Consider the following 18,282-nt stretch of genomic DNA (forward strand, 5'->3'; position numbering starts at 1 on the left):
AAAGAATTGAGTTAACAGTTGCGGATCGGCCAGATCAAGTGAAAAGCTGGTGAAATGGCGCCCGAAGGCACCGGTCCGCATTGTGCGCGGCCCGGATCATCTGGCACACTTGAGTTGAGAACAAGAAGCTCACGCGCCAAGGAGTCCATCGTCCATGAGCGACGCCCGTCTCGACGAATTGTGCATCAACACCATCCGCACCCTGTCCATCGACGGAGTCCAGCAGGCCAATTCCGGTCATCCGGGCACGCCCATGGCCATGGCACCGGTGGCCTACTGCCTGTGGCAGCGCTTCCTTCGTTTCGATCCCGACGATCCCATCTGGCCCAACCGGGACCGCTTTGTGCTGTCCGCGGGCCACGCCTCCATGCTCCTCTACTCGCTGCTGCACCTGACCGCGGTCAAGGCGGTGAGCAAGGACTACGAGACCCTGGGGGACCTGTCGGTGCCGTTGGAGGCTCTGAAACAGTTCCGCCAGCTCGACAGCCGCTGCCCGGGTCATCCCGAGTACCGCTGGACTTCGGGGGTGGAGACCACCACGGGCCCCCTAGGCCAGGGCGTCGCCACCAGCGTGGGCATGGCCATCGCCGGAAGCTGGATGGCCGCGCGCTACAACCGGCCCGGCTTCGAGGACCTGGTCGACTTCGACGTCTACGCCCTGTGCGGCGACGGCTGCATGATGGAGGGGGTGTGCAACGAGGCCGCGTCCCTCGCCGCGCACCTCAAGCTCTCCAAGCTGTGCTGGATCTACGACAACAACCGCATCACCATCGAGGGCCACACCGCCCTGGCCTTTTCCGACGACGTGGCCACGCGCTTCCTGGGCCACGGCTGGAACGTGGTGCGCGTGGGCGACGCCAACGACCTGGAGATGCTGGAGCGGGCGTTCCGCACGTTCCACGACACCACCGACCGGCCCACCCTGATCATCGTCGACAGCCACATCGGTTACGGCTCGCCCAACAAGCAGGACACCAGCGGCGCCCACGGCGAGCCGCTGGGGGTGGAGGAGGTGAAGCTTACCAAGAAGCGCTACGGCTGGCCGGAGGACGCGCGCTTCCACGTTCCCGACGGCGTGCGCGAGCATTTCCGGGCGGGCATGGGAGAACGCGGCAAGGCCCTGCGGGATGCCTGGTTCGCGCGCATCGAGGACTACCGGGCGCGCTATCCGGAGCTGGCGGACGAGCTTTACCGGATGCAGCACCGCCAGCTTCCCGAGGGCTGGGACCGGGACCTGCCGGAGTTCCCCGCGGACCCCAAGGGGCTGGCCGGCCGGGACGCCTCGGGAAAGGTGCTGAACGCGCTGGCGCGGAACGTGCCGTGGCTCATGGGCGGCGCCGCGGACCTCGCCCCGTCCACCAAGACGCGCCTCACCTTCGACGGCGCCGGCGATTTCTCGGCCGAGAACCGTGCCGGGCGCAACCTCCACTTCGGCGTCCGCGAGCACGCCATGGCCTCGGTCATGAACGGCATGGCGCTGATCAAGGTGCGCGCCTTCGGCTCGGGCTTCCTCATCTTCAGCGACTACGCGCGCGGCGCCATCCGCCTGAGCGCCCTCATGGAGCTGCCGGTGGTCCACGTCTTCACCCACGATTCCATCGGCGTGGGCGAGGACGGGCCGACGCACCAGCCGGTGGAGCACCTGGCCTCGCTCCGGGCGGTGCCCGGCCTGATGGTGCTGCGCCCGGCCGACGCCAACGAGGTGACCGCGGCCTGGAAGGTCATCATGGAGCGGCACCACGAGCCCGCGGTGCTGGTGTTGACGCGCCAGGCGCTGCCGACCCTGGACCGCGAGCGTTACGCCTCGGCCGACGGCGTAACCCGGGGCGCCTATGTGCTTGCCGATGCACCCGGCGGCAAGCCCGAGGTGCTGCTGCTCGCCACCGGCAGCGAGGTGTCGCTGTGCGTTGAGGCCCACGAGACCCTGACCGCGGAGGGCGTCCGGGCGCGGGTGGTGAGCATGCCCTGCTGGGAACTGTTCGACGACCAGGACGAGGACTACCGCGACAGCGTGATCCCGCCGGAGGTCACGGCACGGGTGTCGGTGGAGCAGGCGTCGGTGTTCGGCTGGAGCAAGTACACCGGCCTCACCGGCCACCAGATCGGCATGCGCTCCTTCGGCGCCTCGGCGCCCCTCAAGGACCTGCAGAAGAAGTTCGGTTTCACCGCGGCCGACGTGGTCGCCGCGGCCAAGGCGCAGCTCGCACGGAGGAAAACATGAACCCGTTGAAAGCCCTGAACGAACACGGCCAGTCCGTCTGGCTCGACTTCATCCAACGGAAGCTGCTCACCGGCGGCGAGTTGCAGCGCCTTGTGGAAGAGGACGGCCTCAAGGGGGTCACGTCCAATCCCGCCATCTTCGAGAAGGCCGTGGCGGACAGCGACGACTACGACGATCTCATCGCGCGCATGGGCGGCGACGGATCGGCGGACCCCAAGGCCGTCTACGAGGCCATCGCCACCCGCGACATCCAGGAGGCGGCGGACGTGCTGCGGAAGGTGTACGACGAGACCGACGGACGCGACGGCTACGTCAGCCTGGAGGTGTCGCCCTACCTGGCCCACGACACCGAGGCGACGGTGGCCGAGGCCCGGCGCCTGTGGAACACGGTGGCGCGGGACAACCTGATGATCAAGGTGCCCGGCACGCCCGCCGGGGTGCCGGCCATCGAGCGCCTGATCGGCGAGGGCATCAGCGTCAACGTGACCCTGCTGTTCGCCCGGGAAGCCTACGAGCAGGTGGCCCAGGCCTACATCCGGGGGCTGGCCAGGGCGGCCGCCGACGGCCGCGACGTGGCGCGCATCGCCAGCGTCGCGAGCTTCTTCATCTCGCGCATCGACTCGCTGGTGGACGACACCCTCATGAAGCGCATGGAGACCGCCGACGAGCACGAGAAGGAACGTCTGCGCGCTCTCATGGGCCAGGTCGCCATCGCCAACGCCAAGGTGACGTACAAGCGCTACAAGGAGATCCTCCAGGGCGAGGGCTGGCAGGCGCTGTCGGGCAAGGGCGCCCGGCCCCAGCGGCTCCTGTGGGCCAGCACCAGCACCAAGAACCCGGACTACCCCGACGTGCTGTACGTCGACGAGCTGATCGGCGCGGACACGGTCAACACCATTCCGCCGGCCACGCTGGACGCCTTCCGGGACCACGGCAAGGCGCGGCAGAGCCTGGAAGAGGACGTGGAGGGAGCGGCCGAGACCATGGCGGCCCTGGAGGCGGCGGGCGTGTCCATGAAGGAAGTGACGGACAAGCTCCTGGACGACGGGGTGCGGCTCTTCTCCGAGGCGTTCGACAAGCTGCTCGCGGCGGTCGAGGCGGAATGCCGGAAGGCGGCGGACCGGGGCGGCGACTCGTCCTGAAGGATCGAAGGGCGCGCGGCGCCACAGGCGACCAAGGCAGACATGAGCAAATTCGAGATACTCCCCTCCATCCTCTCGGCGGATTTCCGCACCCTCGGACAGCAGATCGCCGAGGTGGACGAGGCCGGCGCCGACGCCATCCACGTGGACGTGATGGACGGCCGCTTCGTGCCCAACATCACCATCGGCCCGCTCATCGTCGAGGCCGCCCGCCGCAGCACCGAACTGCCCCTGGACGTGCACCTGATGATCGTCGAGCCGGAGCGCTACCTGGAAGACTTCGCCAAGGCCGGTGCCGACACGCTGCTGGTGCACCAGGAGGCCTGCCCGCATCTCCACGGCACCGTGCAGCAGATCAAGTCCCTGGGCAAGAAGGCCGGCGTTGTGCTCAACCCGGCCACGCCGCTGGCCACGCTGGACGAGATCTTGCCGGAACTGGACCAGGTCCTGATCATGAGCGTGAACCCGGGCTTCGGCGGCCAGAGCTTCATCGAGAGCAGCGTGGACAAGCTGCGCCGCCTCCGGCGCACGCTCGACGAGCGCGGCCTGGAGACCGCCGTGGAGATCGACGGCGGCATCGGTCCGGACAACGCCGCCCGGGTCGTGGCCGCCGGCGCCCGCCTGCTGGTGGCCGGTTCCTCCGTCTACAAGGCGCCGGGAGGCGCCGCCGAAGGCGTCAGGCGCCTGAGGGCCAGCGTGCCCACGGAGTCATAGCGCGCGCGTTCCCTTGATTTTCGCTTCACTGCGGCGGGAACCTGACATCGACCCGCCGCTCTTCCCCGGCTTCCACCACCACCCGCCGCGACGCTTCCCCCAGCCGTTCGTGCCAGAAACGGGCCTCGTAGGTCCCCGGCGGGATGTCCTCGATCACGTAACGGCCGCGCGAGTCGGTCACCGCGAAGAACGGGTTGGACGAAACCACGATGTAGGCGCTCATCCACGCGTGGTGCAACTCGCAGATGATCTTCAGGAGGCCGGGCCGATCCAGGGTGCGCTTGACCCGGCGCCACCAGGGCAGCCCGTCGTTGAACACGGTGCGCGGCCCCAGGCGCGCGTGCGCGTCGTGGAGGATGGGGTCGCTGTTCAGGAGGAGGAGGGTGCTGCCCACCTGGGCCGCCTGCACGTGGGGGGCGAAGCGGCAGCCGATGTTGTCGAGCTGGATGGCGCCGGGTGGCCGTGCGTGGCCTTCAAGACCCGTCCCGCTCAGGGTCACCACGACGTTCTTCAGGCCGCCCTCGGGACCGACAACGAGACTCTGGTCGGGAACGGCGGAGCCGCAGAAGGCCCGTTCCTTGTGGACGCGCAAAACGCCGGGCCGTGGCGGGTGTCCGCCGATGCGCAAGGTGCCGGCCAGCGCGCCGGTGTTGCTGGAAAAGCGGTTTGGTTCGGGGACTCGGGATTCCGCGCGGTCCAAGGCTTGGCCCGCTGCCGGTGACGCGGCGGTCAGGATGAAAAACGCGAGGACCAGCCGGAAGAAAGGGAAACGGGAAGGCTCGATCGGGCCTTCCCGTTTCCCTGATGGTTTGCCGTAGTGTAACTGCCTCACCCGGAGGCGCTCAAGCGGCTCTGCCGAGCCTTCCGCCGGCGTCCGCTATACCGCGTGGCCGCTCGACTGGACCTCCGGGTTCACCAGCTCCACGGCCGGCTTGTCCTCGTCGAGCAGGCCCCAGCTCTTGATCCATGCGGCGGTCCGCTCCAGCTCCTCGGCGGGAATCGGCGCCGGATCCACCACCACGAGGCGGCTCTCGCGCAGGTCGTCGACGGTCAGGGCGGCGATCTCCGGATCGTCCTTGTGGTAGTCGATGAAGTACTGCAGGTACTTTCTCTTGTCGGCGTTGACCCGGCGCACGGCCTCGCGCACCGCGCGGTTGAACATCGCGTAGGTCTCGGCGTCCACGGTGTCCGCGGCGACCTCGGTGCCGTGCAACGAAGCGGCCACCACGATGCGGCACCCCTTCTTCTCCGCCAGCGTCAGGTACGGCTCGGTCAGCGTGGTGGACTCGATCTCGCCCTTCATCACCGATTCCAGGCGGTAGCGCGAGCCGCGCGGCGCCTGACAGAGGTTGATCTGGTCGCGGGTGAGGAACCCCTCGAGCATGTGCAGCGCCAGGTAGTGGGTGCCGAAGTAGAAGGGTACGCCCACCAGGCGGTTGGCGAGTTGCTGGGCCGTCTGCACCGGCGAGTCGGGCCGGACCACGAGCCCGGCGTACGCGATGATGGAGCGGCGGCCGATCTGCCGGCCGTTGTCGACCACCGAATCCTGCACGCGGCAGTAGTTGCCCCACTCACACGCGTTGTACATGTCGGCCTTGCCCTGCTCGAAGAGCATGCCGTGGCTCGCATGCGGGTTCGCGTCCTTGGGGTTGGTGAGGTCGGTGTGGGTCTGGATGTCGCCCGTCCCTCTGTCGGCGAACTCGACCTGCAGGCCTTCCTTCTCGAACAGCCCTTCGTTGTAGGCCACCAACTCACACAGCCCTTGAAACGGCGCGGTGCTCTCCAGAACCAGCTTCTTCATCGTTCGCTCTCCTTTATCTTAGAGTTCTTCAGGGGTTACGCAGAACCATTGCTCACTGGAAAGTGCATACCACAAGTCCAACCCGGATCGCAAGAAGCCGGGTGTCAGGGGTTTGACAGGAGAGTTGTCTCCGAACTTCCTTCGTGCCACACTCGCTCGTGCGCCATGCCAGAGTCTTCTTCACGACCGGCCGCCCCGCGAGTCCAGACCGGGCAGTCGCCGGGCGCCGCCCACCAGGACGGATCGTACAAGGACGTCGCCCAATCCACCGTCTCCTTCGGGGCGTTGCGCCACCGCCACTTCCGCGCCTACTTCTGCTTTACGATGCTGTCCATGATGGCGGACAACATCGAGCACGTCATCAGCTACTGGGTCATATTCGAGCTGTTCCGGTGGCCGGAGCTGCAGGGCTTCGCGGTCATCAGCCACTGGTCGCCGTTCCTGCTGCTGTCCTGGTACGTGGGCCTGCTGTCGGACCGTTTCGACTGCCGCCGGGTGATCCAGTGGGCCATGGTGCTCTACTTCGTGCTGACCATCGCCTGGGCCTGGTTCATCATCACGGGCACGCTCACGGTAGGGATCACGTGCGCGCTGCTGGTGGTGCACGGCGTCGCCGGAGTGCTGTGGAGCCCGGGCAGCCAGCTCATTTTGCACGACATGGTAGGGCCGGAGTTCCTCCAGAGCGCGGTGCGCCTCAACGCCACGGGGCGGCAGTTGGGGATCCTCGCGGGGCCGGCCGTGGGCGGCTGGATGATGTGGCAACTGGGCCCGGCATGGGGCCTGGTGGTGAACGCCATGTTCTACATCCCCCTGACGCTGTGGCTCTTCACCGTCCCCTACACGGGACACGGCGCCAGCACCAAGACCGTGAAGGCGCGCCGGACCACCTGGGCGCGTTCCCTGGAGGCCCTGCGCGAGGCCCGCACCAATCGCGTCATCGTCTCCATGGTGTGCCTCGTGGGCCTCTCCTCGCTGATCGTCGGCAACGCCTTCCAGGCGCAGATGCCCGGCTTCGCGCTCAGGCTGGGCCAGGGCGAGGCGGGCTACAGCGTGCTGCTGGCCGCCAACGGCGCCGGCGCCTTCGCGAGCGGCGTGCTGCTGGAGAGCCGCGGGTTCCTCCAGGCGCGGGCGCGCACGGCCGTGCTTCTGGCCATCCTGTGGTGTACGGCCCTCGGCATGTTCGCGTTCACGCCGTACTTCTACGTGGCGGTGGGCCTGCTTTTCCTGGCCGGCTTCCTGAACCTGGCCTTCCTCACCATGTCGCAGACGCTGGTCCAGCTCATCTCGCCGGCGCACCTGCGCGGGCAGTTGATCGGCCTGTTCATCATGTCCGGCCTCGGGCTGCGCACCTTCAGCGGCTTCACCGTGGGGGTCATGGGCGGCGTCGTCGGCATCCAGTGGTCCCTGGGACTGAGCTGCGCCGTGCTGCTCGCGGTCATGCTCTTCCTGCTCGTCGTCACCGCCCGCGCCCGCGACGACGAGGCCGTCGCCTGAACACGCGCGGCATCGGGCCGGCCGAGGTCCTGGCCGGCTTGCGCGCGTGCCGGCGGCGTGGCACACGAACCCCATGCCTTCCACCAAGACCCCGTCCACGAAGACCCTCTACCTGGCCAATCCCTACGGCTTCTCGGCGCAGCAGCGGGAGGGGCCGCTGGCGGCGCTGACGACGGCGCTGGAAGCGCTCGGAGTGGAGGTGTGGGAGCCGTTCGCGCGCAACAACCAGGTGGACAAGGCGGGGGCCGGCTGGGCATACCGCATCGGTCAGGCCGATCTCCGCGATGTGCGCGACGCGGACGGGCTGTTCGCGGTGGTCAACGGCTGTCCCCCGGATGAGGGCGTCATGGTGGAGCTGGGCATGGCCATCGCCTGGGAAAAGCCGGTTTTCCTGTTTCGGGACGACTTCAGGCGCTGCACCGACAGCGAGGCGTATCCGCTGAACCTGATGGTCTTCACCGGGCTTCCGCGGTCCGGCTGGGAGGCCTACTGGTACACCTCGGTGGAGGACATCGGCAACCCCGACAAGGCGCTGGCGCGGTGGGTGAGGGAAGGACTCCCCGGTGGTTGTTGACACGGTATCGCTTGATCTATTAACTTCTCACTGGTTCAAATAGTGACTCCAAGCAGAATAGAACACGTACGCTGTTCGAGATGACTGTCATGAAGACAGCGCTTCCCCGGCTTTCCCTCGACCTTGAGCCCGAGCTTTCGTCAGCGCTCAAGGACTTGGCCGAGGCGGTTGCGCGTTTTGGCGAGGCCAACGGACTTTCCGAGGCGCAGATTCACAACCTGAGCCTGGCCCTGGACGAACTGGCGACCAACACGATTTCGTACGGGTTCGCGGATGCGGACCGGCAGGAACTGCGCGTGGAGTTGCGCATCGAGGCCGACCAGGTAGTGGCCCAACTCGATGACAGCGGCATCGCTTTCAATCCGTTCGAGGAAGTCTCCGAGCCCGATCTCCATGCCTCCATCGACGACCGTCCCATCGGCGGCCTCGGCGTCTTCCTGACCAGGACTCTTTTCCCGAATCCCGACTACCAACGTGTTGACGGATACAACCGAATTACTCTACGCGCCCCCGTGAAAGGAGACAGTTGATGGCAACCGGAAGCGTTTTGGACCTCACCACCGAGACCGAGGGCGACACCACGGTCGTCATTCCCGCGGGCCGCATTGATGGCAGCACGGCCAGCCCTTTTCAGGAGTCTCTGCTGAAGCTCATCGAAGGAGGCAAGGGCTCCCTCGTCGTGGACTTCGAGAACATCGAATACATCAGCAGCGCCGGGCTCCGGGTTCTGCTGCTGGCCGCGAAACAGTTGCAGGCGGGGGGCCGAAAGATCGTCCTCTGCGCCATGCGGGACCACATAGCCGAGGTCTTCAAGATCAGCGGTTTCAGCGAGATCCTGGCCATTCACCCGACGCGGCAGGACGCCATCGATGCCGGATAACCTCGAAGAAGCCATCTCCGAGGCTCTGGCCGAGGCGACGGACGGGCCCATCAAGATCCTGGTGGTGGACGACGAGGTGGATCTTGAGGCCCTGGTGCTGCAGAAGTTTCGCCGACGCATCCGCAGGAACGAGTTGGTGTTCGAGTTCGCGCACAACGGGCAGGAAGCCATGGAGAAGCTCGATGTGGACGACGAAATTTCGATGGTCATCTCCGACATCAACATGCCCGTGATGGACGGCCTCGCGCTGCTCAAGCAACTGAACGAGACCCGCCCCAACATTCGCTCGGTGATCGTGTCGGCCTACGGCGACATGAACAACATCCGCACGGCGATGAACCGCGGGGCGTTCGATTTCGTCACCAAGCCCATCGACTTCAACGATCTCGAGATCACCATCGACAAGACCCTGAGGCACTTGGCGCTGGTGCGCGAGGCCTTGTCCAACCGGGATCAGTTGGTGGCCCTGAGCCGGGAGCTGGACGTGGCGCGGGACATGCAGGCGTCGGTGCTGCCGCGCAGCTTTCCCTCCACCGCGCGCTACAACACGCACGGGCTCATGGTGCCGGCGAAGGAGGTCGGGGGCGACTTCTATGATTTCGTTCCCCTGGGAGAGGACAAGATCGGCGTGGCCATCGGCGACGTGTCGGGCAAGGGCGTCCCGGCCGCGCTGTTCATGATGGCTTGCCGCACGCTGCTCCGAAGCCACGCGCTGGAGGGCGGACGGCCGGACGAGGCTCTCGCCTACGTCAACAACCTGCTGGCCGACGACAACGAAAGCTGCATGTTCGTCACCCTGTTCTACGGCGTCTTCGACTCCGGGAGCGGCGTCTTCAACTACTGCAACGGAGGCCACAACCCTCCTCGCCTCGTGCGCAGGGGCGGGCAGGTGACGGCCCTGCCCACCACCAGGGACGTGGCGCTGGGCGTGCTTCCCGGCCACGCGTTCGGCCAGGAAACCCTCCAGCTCGAGTCCGGCGACCTGCTGTTCTTCTACACGGACGGTGTTACCGAGGCCGAGGGACCGGGATCGGAGGAACTCGGCGAGGACCGGCTCGACGCCCTGCTCGCCACGCTCGACGACACCTCGTGCGACGACGTCACCTCCCGGGTGCTCGACCAGGTGCGTGAGTTCGCCGCCGGGAACCCGCAATCGGACGACATTACCTGCGTGGCATTGCGCTATCTCGGAGGCTAGTGAGGGGGTTGGCGCGATACGTGGCGGCATGGCTGCTGCCGGCCTTGGCCATCCTCGCGTCCGTGGCCTTGGCGCCGCCGGGCGAACTGTCGGCGCAAACCCCGACCGCGAGCGCGAATGCCCAAGGGGTTCGCCCGGACGCCGTCGTGTTCGGGCAATCCTGCGCCTTGAGCGGCCCCGCCAAGGCCTTGGGAGAGGGGATGCGCCTGGGCATTGCGGCGGCCTTCGAGGAGGCCAACCGGGCCGGCGGCATTCACGGACGGCAACTGCGCCTGGAGACCCGCGACGACCGCTACGAGCCCGAGGCGGCCATCGCCAACACCAACCATCTCATCGGCGAGAAGCGGGTCTTCGCGTTGATCGGCGCCGTGGGGACGCCCACGTCGAAGGCGGCGGAACCCATCGCCACCGAGGCCGGCGTTCCCTACGTCGGCGCCTTTACGGGCGCGGAGTTCCTGCGCGACGCGCGCCGGCGTCCCACCGTCATCAACGTACGCGCCTCCTACTACCAGGAGACCGAGGAGATGGTCGAGCGCCTCACCCGCGACCTGGGAGTGCAGCGCATCGGCATCCTCTACCAGGACGATTCCTACGGGCGCGCCGGGCTCGCGGGTACGCTTCAGGCACTCCACCGGCGCGGCATGACGCTGGTGGCGGAGGCCACCTATCCGCGCAATACCCGGGCGGTCAAGACCGCGGTGCTGGACCTGCGCGAGGGCAGGCCCGAGGCGGTCATCATCGTCGGCGCCTACGAGCCCGTGGCGGAATTCATCAAGTGGTCCCGCTACCTGGACTTCAATCCCGTCTTCGTGAACATTTCCTTCGTCGGCAGCTCGGCGCTGGCAAGAGCGCTGGGTCCGTCGGGCGAGAACGTCATCGTGACCCAGGTGGTGCCCTTTCCCCACGACCGGTGGATTCCGGTTGTCGGGCAATACCATGAAGCGCTGCGCGCGGTGGCCGCCAGCGCGGAACCGGGCTTCGTTTCTCTGGAGGGATACCTGACCGGAAGGGTCGCCGTGGAGGCGCTGCGCCGGGCCGGACCGAACCCCACGCGCGAGGGGTTCATCCGCGCGCTGCAGAAGGCCGGCACCATGGATCTCGGCGGCTTCCTGCTGCTTTACGGGGAGTCCGACAACCAGGGCTCCGACCGGGTGTACCTGACCGTGATCGACGGCTCCGAGCGCTTCCGTTCGATCCGGCATCTGGAGCGGCCTTGAGTCTCGCCAACCTTCTCGCACGCGTCGAGAGCCGGCGTATCGGCCTCGGCGTGAAGATGTACGCCGCCTTCGGCGCGGGAGTGCTGCTGATGCTGGCGGCCAGCGTGGTGGCGCTGGTGTCGTTCGGCGTCGTGAGCAACTCGCAACGGCACATTACCGAACGGAGCGTGCCCAGCCTGGTGGCGGCCATTCGCGCCGCGCAGCAGAGTTCGGCGCTGGTCGACGCGGCGCCGCGGCTTGTTTCGGTCTCGTCCGCGGAGGAGCTCACCGAGGTCAGGGCAGCCATCGCCAGGGACAAGGAACTGCTCAACAATCTGATCGAAGAGCTGCGGGAGCAGGATTCGCTGGAGAATCAGCAACAGGCGGATACGCTTCGTTCCCTTGCCGATGCCCTCACCACGACGCTGGAAAAGATCGAGCGGTCGTCCTCGCGACGACGGGAACTCAAACGCCGGCTGGACACGCGGGAAGCCGAGATCCCGGTCATGACCCGGCAGATCGACCGCATCCTGGTGCCCGAGATCGACGGTCAGGCTTTCTTCCTCGCCACGGGCCTGAGGGAACTCGGCGACAGCCCCGCACCTCCGGCGGAACGAACCTCGTACGCGGAACAGGTACGGTACCGCGATCTGCTGACGCTGCACACGCAGGCCAACCTCGCCGCGAGGCTGCTCGCGGAAGCCACGGTGCTGAACGACCGCACCTTGATCCAGCCCGTCCGAGAGCGCTACAACGCGGCGCTCGGCTCGTTCGAGCGCGCGTTCCGTTCTTCCGAGGCCCACGCGTCCCCCACGCGCATGCTCGACTTCGAGTTCGAACGCCTCAAGTCCCTGGGGCAGGGGGCCGAGGGAATCTTCGACCTGCAGGAAGCCATCTTGCGCCAGGCGGAAATGGAGGCGCGTTACATCGACGAGAATCGCGCCACCGCGGCCAGCCTGCTGGCCACCATGGACCGGGTGGTGGCGGTGGCGGACCGCCAGGCGGACGCGGCCAGCGACGCCTCCACCGCGGCGGTGAGCACCGGCATGGTGGTGTTGGTGCTGCTCAACGTGCTGAACGTCATCGGCGCCGTCGCGCTCGGCGTCTTCGTCGGCCGCTATCTGATCCGGCGCATGACCGGGCTGGCGGCGTCCATGCGTTCCATGGCCGAGGGCAACCTCGAGGTGCCGGTGGAGGTGAGGGGCAACGACGAGGTCACCGACATGGCGGAAGCCCTGGAGGTATTCCGGCGTCACGCCCTGGAAGTGCAGCGGCTCAATCTCGTGGAGAAGCTGGCCGACGAGCTGAAGGACAAGAACACCGAGCTGGAGCAGACTCTCCAGGACCTGAAGACGGCCCAGAACCAGGTGGTCATGCAGGAGAAGCTGGCCTCCCTGGGGCAACTCGCCGCCGGCATCGCGCACGAGATCAAGAACCCGCTCAATTTCGTCAACAACTTCTCGGAGGTTTCAGGCGAGCTCATCGAGGAGGTGCGGGAGGTCCTGGGCGAGGTCCGTGAGAAAGTGCCGGAGGACGCGCGGGATGAGATCGAGGGAATCCTGGACGACCTGACCTCGAACCTCGAGAAGATCAACCAGCACGGCAAGCGCGCCGACGGCATCGTGCGCAGCATGCTGGACCACTCGCGCGCCCAGTCCGGCGAAAGGCGCTCGGTGGATCTGAACGCGCTGCTCAAGCAGTACGCCGACCTCGCCTATCACGCCATGCGCGCCAAGGACCAGCAGTTCAACGTGACGTGGGAAGAGGACCTCGATAGCGGGATGGGGGAGATCGAGGTCGTGCCCCAGGACTTGAGCCGAGTCTTCCTCAACCTCATCACCAACGCCTGCCAAGCGACCTTCGAACGGGCCAGGAATTCCGACGGCGGCTATCAGCCGTGTATCCGGTTGTCGAGCAAGCGCGAAGACGATCGAGCCGAGTTCCGCATCAGGGACAACGGCCCCGGTATTCCGCAGGACATGATCAAGAAGATCTTCGAGCCCTTCGTCACCACCAAGCCTACCGGGGAAGGCACCGGACTCGGCCTGTCCCTCTCCCAGGACATCGTGTCCCAGCACGGGGGCCACTTGGGCGTGAAGTCGGAGCCGGGCGTGTTCACGGAGTTCTCGGTCACGATCCCGACTGAAGGAGCGGAAGCCGCCACGGCCTGACCTTCATGGACCTCCAGGCCGCCCGGTCGTCGGTCGATTGCCCGCCGGGAGACATCACGGCCATTCCCGGCGGGCGTCCGCGTCTCAGCCGCTGCCACGAACTTCGTCGGCGTCGTCGGGATCGGGCATGACCACGAACTCGGGATAGGCTTCGATGCCGAGCTCGCCGGCGTCCTGGCCGAGCTCTTCGACCGATAGTGAAACCCGCACTCCCATGAGCTGCCTCAGCACCATCCAGACCACCCACGAAACCGCGAACACGTACACGCCGATGGCCACCACTCCCAGGAGTTGAACGCCGAAGTTGCCGCCGGCCACGATGCAGGTCGCCAGGGTTCCCCAGATGCCCGCGAACAGGTGCACCGGAATCGCGCCCACCACGTCGTCCACCTTGAGTATTTCAAGCAGCCGCAACCCCGCGACGCAGATGCCGCCGCCGATGGCGCCGATGATCACCGCCCAGTAGTGGCTCGCGAAGTCGGGCCCGGCGGTAATGGCCACCAAGCCCGCCAGGGCGCCGTTGAGGCCGGCCATCAGGTCGACCCGTCCGAGCAGGGGCCGCTCGATGACCAGAGCGACCAGGAACCCGGCGCCGCCGGCCAGGTTGGTGTTGACCAGTATGTGGCTGATGGCCACCGCGTCCGTGGCGCCGCCCAGGGCCAGTTGCGATCCGCCGTTGAAGCCGAACCACCCGAACCACAGGATGAAGACGCCCAGGGTGACGATGGGGATGTTGGACGGTGGCGTCGCCTTGACGCTGCCGTCGGCCCGGAACTTGCCGCGCCGGGCTCCCACGACGATGGCGCCCGCCAGGGCCGCCCAGCCGCCGGTGGAATGGACGATGGTGGAGCCGGCGAAGTCCTTGAAGCCCATGGCGCCCAGCCACCCGCCGCCCCAGGTCCAGGCGCCGACGATGGGGTAGATGACGCCCGTCAGGAGGATGATGAAGACGAAGAAGGTCCAAAGCCTCACCCGCTCGGCGAGGGTGCCGGAGACGATGGACGCGGTGGTGGCCACGAACACCATCTGGAAGAACCAGTCCGACATGGTTGCATAGCCGGAGGATTTGAGGACCGCCTCGGTGGCCGCCGCCTTTGCCGTGTCGTCGGCGCTCAGCAAGGCGATTTCCTCACCCGTCGGCCCGTAGAAGGGCGTGAAGCTGCCGATGACGCTGCCGACGTCGACGTACATCAGGTTGTAGCCGATGAAAAAGTACATGATCCCGGCGATGGCGTAGAGCCCCATGTTCTTGAGGCAGATCATGGACACGTTCTTGGTGCGCACCGAACCCGACTCGAGCATGGTGAAGCCCGCGCACATCCACATCACCAGGCATCCCCAGATGAGGAACGAGAAGGTGTTCAGGACGAATTGCAACTCCTTGTCCACGGCCGCTTCCGCGGTGGTGGCCAACCAGAAGAAACCCAACGCGGCGGCGAGGCCGCCGGCGATGGCCAGGCGGCCGAAATGCCCGCCGAGGAAGGAAACCTTCGTGGAAATCCCGTATCTGCTCATGTTAGCGGCACCTCCGTTCTGGTCGATTCAGTCTGCAAACCCAAGGCCCGTAACGATACTCGTCACCGCGCCCGTCGCCTCGGACAGACACTAGATGTGGTAGTAGTGGAAGAACTCCGCCGGCACGGGGTGGAGAAAGACATCCCTCGATTCCTGCTCCTTGAACGCGATGTAGTGGTCGATGATGTCCTGTGTGAAGACTCCTCCCTCCAGCAGGTAGTCGTGGTCCGCGCCGAGGGCCGCAACAGCTTCCTCCATGGACGTGGGGACGGAGGGGATGTTGGCCGCTTCCTCGGGCGAGAGCTCGTAGATGTCCGCGTCGGTGGGGTCACCGGGGTCGATGCGGTTGCGGATGCCGTCAAGCCCCGCCATCAGCATGGCCGAGAACGCCAGGTAGGTGTTGGCGGAGGGGTCGGGGGGACGGAACTCAAGGCGTTTGCTGGCCGGCGAGGTCTCGTACGTGGGGATGCGCACCGCCGCGGAGCGGTTGCGCGCGGAGTAGGCGAGGTAGACCGGGGCCTCGAAACCCGGCACCAGGCGCTTGTAGGAATTGGTCGTGGGGGCGCAGAAGGCCAGCAGGGACGGGCTGTGCTTGAGCAGGCCGCCGATGTAGTATCGCGCCAGCTCCGACAACTCCGCGTAGCTGCCGGCCTCATAGAAGAGCGGGGTGTCGCCGAGCCACAGCGACTGGTGCACGTGCATGCCGCTGCCGTTGTCCCCGAACAGCGGCTTGGGCATGAACGTGGCGGTCTTGCCGTGGGCCCTGGCCACGTTGCGCACGATGTGCTTGTACCACTGGGTCTCGTCGGCCTTCCGGCGCAGGGTCTGGAAGCGGGTGGCGATCTCCCCCTGGCCGCCCGTGGCCACTTCGTGGTGGTGGACCTCGAACTCCATACCCACTTGCCCCATCTTCTCCGCCATCTCCCAGCGCAGGTCGGCTAGCTGGTCGAACGGCGGGATGGGCGAATAGCCCTGCTTGGGCGGGATCTTGTAGCCCTGGTTGCGATCACCCTCCTCCCGCGCCGAGTTCCAGTCGGCCTCATCCGAGTCCACGATATGGAAGGACGAGTTGGGCTTGAGTCCGAAGCGCACGTTGTCGAACACGAAGAACTCGAGCTCCGGGCCGAAGAACGCCTTGTCGGCAATGCCGGTGGCGGCAAGATGGGCTTCCGCCTTGGTGGCGACCCAGCGCGGATCGCGGCTGTAGCGCTCGCCGTTGACGGGGTCGACCACGTCGCAGATGAGCTTGAGCGAGGGCTCCGGCTCCACCGGATCGATCCGCGCGGAGTCGAGGTCGGGCACCAGCAGCATGTCCGACTGGTCGATGGACTGGAAGCCCCGCAGGCTGGAGCCGTCGAAGCCCTGGCCGCGCTCGATGAGGCTTTCCTTCACCTTGGAAGGGGGTATCGAAAAGTGTTGCCAGCGGCCTATGAGGTCGGTGACGAGAAGGTCGACGCGCCGAACGCCGTTATCGGCCATCAGTTTCTGGACATCCGAAAGTGTCATGGTCGCTCCTTATGTTCAGGTCCACAGATCTTGATCGGGCGAGTCCGCGTCATCAATGCGTTCGATTACCACTTCCGTGTCGAGGACGGAACCGGCGGCGCCACGAAACGTGCCGCGAGTCGGCGGCACGTCGGCGTAGTCCCGCCCCACGGCTACGCGGATGTGACGCTCGTCGCCCTCGGTGTCGTTGGTGGGGTCGAAGCCGATCCACCCGGAGCCGGGGAACCAGGCTTCCACCCACGCGTGGCTCTCGCCTTCCGCCAGCCCCGCCACGGTCGGTCCCAGGTAGCCCGAGACGTAGCGGCACGGGATTCCCCACCCGCGCAGGACCGCCGCCATCACGTGGGCGTAGTCCTGGCACACGCCCCGGCCGGTCTCGAGAATGCGGTCGATGGGCGAATCCACCGTGGTCTCGCCGGGTGCATACTCCAGCACGCTGTAAAGCGTGGCGCAAAGTTCGCGAGTGCTGACCAGCGGGTCGTCGCCGGGCGCGATGCCGTGGGTTTCCAGAAACTTCTCCAGGGTCGGCGTCGGCGCCACAAAATGGCTGGGGTGCAGCATCGGCCAGAACGCGACGTTGTGGGCGGTCCGCCCCAGCCGTGTCCAGGCCTCGGAGTCCAACCGTTCCGGCGCACGCCCCAACGGCCCCAACTCCACCGTCGAGCGGGCGACCACGCGAAGTTCGTCACGAACCCGCGGCCGCTCGAGGAAATGCCCGGTGTTGCCGAAGGGATCGGTGAACTCGAACAGTGTGCCGTCCGGCTGGGTCTCGACGAAGAACTCCCGCACCAATTGCACGCGGTCACGGAGAGGGCAGACGTAGAGCGTCATCACCGAGTCCTCCGCCGGCGCGGCATAGCGAAAGCACATGCGGTGCTCGATCCGGTAGGTCACGGTCACGTGGCGAGCTCCTGCGGGAGAGAATGGGTGACGTAGGCGGCCATGGTGAGATCGTGGAGCACGCGGCCGTCCTGTGCCACGGAGCGGAAGAATTCGCCGGCCTCTCCGGAAAGGCCGGTGGGCTCTACCTCGATGGATGCGGCCAGGCGCAGCGCCATGCGGTGCGGCGCCGCCATGGGGTAGCGGGCGCCCACCGGATCGATTCCGGCCAGCAGACGGGCGATGCGCTGGGCGGCGAAGCGCAGGGAGCGAGGGACCTCCGGGTCCTGGGTGAGGAGGCCCAGCGCCTGCTGCCGTTCGATGTTGGTGGAATGGCGCCGGCAGTAGACTTCGTAGGCGCTGCACACGCGCAAGAGGTCCGCCCACGACAGCGCGTTTGCCCCCGCGTCCTCTCGGTTGAACTCGACCCAGCCCGCCAGCAGCTCGGCCTGATGCTGCAGCCGCTCGATGAACCGGCCCAGCTCCAGGAAGCGCCACGCTTCGTCCCGCGGCATGACCGCCTCTACGACTCCGGCCAGCAGATGCAGCCGATCGACGGCCTCGCCCACCAGGGCCGACGGTCCGCGGGTCCATGCGGTGGTGAAATCGCTGTCGCGTATCCACAGGTAACCCTGGTTGAGGCAGGTCCAGACCGGCAGCGGCAGTTCCGCCCGTACCCGTTGGCCGTTCTCTCGCGCGTGCTCCCAGCAGGACAACAGCGAGTCGGGGTTCGCCCGTTCTTCCACGAGCTTGCCGGCGAGGGTGTAGGCGTCCGGTATGACGACCGTTTCGGCGTCGTCACCGTCGACGTGCGAACTCACGGACGGTTGTCCGAGGATGCGGTACACCGCCTGCCACCCCAGGGTCAACTCGTCCACCGGCCGGTCCGGGAGGCGGTTGAGCTGAAAGCGCAGCAGCCGCGCCGTGTGCTCGATGCGCTCCGCGTGACGCCCCAGCCAGTAGAACTCGGCCGCTAGGCGTGCGAGCATCG

At 66.8% G+C, this 18,282-nt stretch carries 16 protein-coding genes; 10 read left to right on the forward strand and 6 right to left on the reverse strand.

The window, feature by feature from the left end; translation table 11 throughout:
* Window positions 1-154: 154 nt before the first annotated feature.
* From tkt to rpe, 3 genes are read left to right on the forward strand one after another with little or no spacing between them, the layout of a single operon-like run.
* Complete coding sequence (gene tkt / locus OXU42_12010; GenBank protein MDE0030113.1) at window positions 155-2,221, forward strand: transketolase; 2,067 nt, start codon at window positions 155-157, stop codon at window positions 2,219-2,221.
* A complete protein-coding gene (gene tal, locus OXU42_12015) occupies window positions 2,218-3,363 on the forward strand; it encodes a transaldolase (GenBank protein MDE0030114.1) in 1,146 nt (381 codons plus the stop codon). Before tkt ends, tal begins: the two co-directional genes overlap by 4 nt.
* A gap of 42 nt (window positions 3,364-3,405) precedes the next feature.
* Window positions 3,406-4,077, forward strand: a complete 672-nt coding sequence (gene rpe / locus OXU42_12020; GenBank protein MDE0030115.1) for a ribulose-phosphate 3-epimerase — start codon at window positions 3,406-3,408, stop codon at window positions 4,075-4,077.
* Window positions 4,078-4,102: 25 nt separating this feature from the next.
* Here the strand turns inward: rpe and OXU42_12025 are convergent, their stop codons facing one another.
* A complete protein-coding gene (locus OXU42_12025; protein MDE0030116.1) occupies window positions 4,103-4,777 on the reverse strand; it encodes a carboxypeptidase regulatory-like domain-containing protein in 675 nt (224 codons plus the stop codon).
* A gap of 177 nt (window positions 4,778-4,954) precedes the next feature.
* Window positions 4,955-5,878 (reverse strand): hypothetical protein, encoded by a 924-nt coding sequence (locus tag OXU42_12030; GenBank protein ID MDE0030117.1) that lies wholly within the window; start codon window positions 5,876-5,878, stop codon window positions 4,955-4,957.
* Between the two features lie 165 nt (window positions 5,879-6,043).
* Here OXU42_12030 and OXU42_12035 point away from each other — a divergent pair, with 165 nt between their 5' ends.
* The 7 genes from OXU42_12035 (at window position 6,044) to OXU42_12065 (ending at window position 13,391) form a co-directional block, all read left to right on the forward strand.
* Window positions 6,044-7,372: an MFS transporter gene (locus OXU42_12035; protein ID MDE0030118.1), complete on the forward strand. Its 1,329-nt coding sequence runs from the start codon at window positions 6,044-6,046 to the stop codon at window positions 7,370-7,372.
* A gap of 73 nt (window positions 7,373-7,445) precedes the next feature.
* Window positions 7,446-7,946, forward strand: a complete 501-nt coding sequence (locus tag OXU42_12040; GenBank protein MDE0030119.1) for a nucleoside 2-deoxyribosyltransferase — start codon at window positions 7,446-7,448, stop codon at window positions 7,944-7,946.
* Between the two features lie 89 nt (window positions 7,947-8,035).
* Window positions 8,036-8,476 (forward strand): ATP-binding protein, encoded by a 441-nt coding sequence (locus tag OXU42_12045; GenBank protein MDE0030120.1) that lies wholly within the window; start codon window positions 8,036-8,038, stop codon window positions 8,474-8,476.
* Window positions 8,476-8,826, forward strand: a complete 351-nt coding sequence (locus OXU42_12050; protein MDE0030121.1) for an STAS domain-containing protein — start codon at window positions 8,476-8,478, stop codon at window positions 8,824-8,826. Before OXU42_12045 ends, OXU42_12050 begins: the two co-directional genes overlap by 1 nt.
* Window positions 8,816-10,024, forward strand: coding sequence for a SpoIIE family protein phosphatase (locus OXU42_12055; protein ID MDE0030122.1), 1,209 nt, complete (start codon window positions 8,816-8,818; stop codon window positions 10,022-10,024). Before OXU42_12050 ends, OXU42_12055 begins: the two co-directional genes overlap by 11 nt.
* 8 nt (window positions 10,025-10,032) lie before the next feature.
* Window positions 10,033-11,241, forward strand: a complete 1,209-nt coding sequence (locus tag OXU42_12060; protein ID MDE0030123.1) for an ABC transporter substrate-binding protein — start codon at window positions 10,033-10,035, stop codon at window positions 11,239-11,241.
* Window positions 11,238-13,391 carry an ATP-binding protein gene (locus OXU42_12065; GenBank protein ID MDE0030124.1) on the forward strand — a complete coding sequence of 718 codons (2,154 nt, stop codon included), beginning with the start codon at window positions 11,238-11,240 and terminating at the stop codon, window positions 13,389-13,391. Before OXU42_12060 ends, OXU42_12065 begins: the two co-directional genes overlap by 4 nt.
* A gap of 84 nt (window positions 13,392-13,475) precedes the next feature.
* Here OXU42_12065 and OXU42_12070 read toward each other — a convergent pair whose 3' ends face one another.
* The 4 genes from OXU42_12070 to OXU42_12085 all read right to left on the reverse strand — a co-directional run bounded on the left by OXU42_12070 (window position 13,476) and on the right by OXU42_12085 (window position 18,280).
* A complete protein-coding gene (locus OXU42_12070; protein ID MDE0030125.1) occupies window positions 13,476-14,906 on the reverse strand; it encodes an ammonium transporter in 1,431 nt (476 codons plus the stop codon).
* Window positions 14,907-14,996: 90 nt separating this feature from the next.
* Complete coding sequence (gene glnA / locus OXU42_12075) at window positions 14,997-16,412, reverse strand: type I glutamate--ammonia ligase (protein ID MDE0030126.1); 1,416 nt, start codon at window positions 16,410-16,412, stop codon at window positions 14,997-14,999.
* Window positions 16,413-16,427: 15 nt separating this feature from the next.
* Window positions 16,428-17,312: a transglutaminase family protein gene (locus tag OXU42_12080; protein MDE0030127.1), complete on the reverse strand. Its 885-nt coding sequence runs from the start codon at window positions 17,310-17,312 to the stop codon at window positions 16,428-16,430.
* A complete protein-coding gene (locus OXU42_12085) occupies window positions 17,309-18,280 on the reverse strand; it encodes an alpha-E domain-containing protein (protein MDE0030128.1) in 972 nt (323 codons plus the stop codon). The genes OXU42_12080 and OXU42_12085 overlap by 4 nt, the downstream gene beginning before the upstream one ends.
* Between the last annotated feature and the right edge of the window lie 2 nt (window positions 18,281-18,282).

Source organism: Deltaproteobacteria bacterium, from assembly GCA_028818775.1.
In the GTDB taxonomy this organism is placed as follows: domain Bacteria; phylum Desulfobacterota; class Binatia; order UBA9968; family JAJDTQ01; genus JAJDTQ01.

Coding starts and splice junctions, on each gene's coding strand:
- tkt (MDE0030113.1), top strand. CDS start 155: ATGAGCGACGCCCGTCTCGACGAATTGTGCATCAACACCATCCGCACC.
- tal (MDE0030114.1), top strand. CDS start 2,218: ATGAACCCGTTGAAAGCCCTGAACGAACACGGCCAGTCCGTCTGGCTC.
- rpe (MDE0030115.1), top strand. CDS start 3,406: ATGAGCAAATTCGAGATACTCCCCTCCATCCTCTCGGCGGATTTCCGC.
- OXU42_12030 (MDE0030117.1), bottom strand. CDS start 5,878: ATGAAGAAGCTGGTTCTGGAGAGCACCGCGCCGTTTCAAGGGCTGTGT.
- OXU42_12035 (MDE0030118.1), top strand. CDS start 6,044: ATGCCAGAGTCTTCTTCACGACCGGCCGCCCCGCGAGTCCAGACCGGG.
- OXU42_12040 (MDE0030119.1), top strand. CDS start 7,446: ATGCCTTCCACCAAGACCCCGTCCACGAAGACCCTCTACCTGGCCAAT.
- OXU42_12045 (MDE0030120.1), top strand. CDS start 8,036: ATGAAGACAGCGCTTCCCCGGCTTTCCCTCGACCTTGAGCCCGAGCTT.
- OXU42_12050 (MDE0030121.1), top strand. CDS start 8,476: ATGGCAACCGGAAGCGTTTTGGACCTCACCACCGAGACCGAGGGCGAC.
- OXU42_12055 (MDE0030122.1), top strand. CDS start 8,816: ATGCCGGATAACCTCGAAGAAGCCATCTCCGAGGCTCTGGCCGAGGCG.
- OXU42_12070 (MDE0030125.1), bottom strand. CDS start 14,906: ATGAGCAGATACGGGATTTCCACGAAGGTTTCCTTCCTCGGCGGGCAT.
- glnA (MDE0030126.1), bottom strand. CDS start 16,412: ATGACACTTTCGGATGTCCAGAAACTGATGGCCGATAACGGCGTTCGG.
- OXU42_12085 (MDE0030128.1), bottom strand. CDS start 18,280: ATGCTCGCACGCCTAGCGGCCGAGTTCTACTGGCTGGGGCGTCACGCG.